Source organism: Pseudoalteromonas sp. MER144-MNA-CIBAN-0113, from assembly GCF_040308965.1.
In the GTDB taxonomy this organism is placed as follows: Bacteria; Pseudomonadota; Gammaproteobacteria; order Enterobacterales; family Alteromonadaceae; genus Pseudoalteromonas; species Pseudoalteromonas tetraodonis.
On record NZ_JBEOOG010000565.1, the window covers coordinates 1 to 241 of the forward strand.

The 241-nt window shown below is 42.3% G+C and carries 1 protein-coding gene; it reads right to left on the reverse strand.

Annotated features, from left to right (window positions below):
* Positions 1 to 241 (reverse strand): TilS substrate-binding domain-containing protein (locus AAEY57_RS20960; RefSeq protein ID WP_350608777.1); only part of this gene is annotated, 241 nt, incomplete at both ends.

The window sequence follows — 241 nt, forward strand, 5'->3', positions numbered from 1 at the left end:
ACCTTGATGACGACGTATTTGCCCATCGAGCAAATCAATACGCATTTGTGCATCGTTTTTTGCGCGCATTGCTTGATTAATAATTTGCTCGAGCTGCTTTTGCGATGGCATCACTTGTGTAAATAGTGCAAGCCACGCACGTACTATATTTGCAATGCGCGCTGCGCTGTATTCGCTTATCTGGCCAATGCAAAGTGCTTGATGCTCGTTAATACACTTATTTAAATCAAGCTGAGTATAT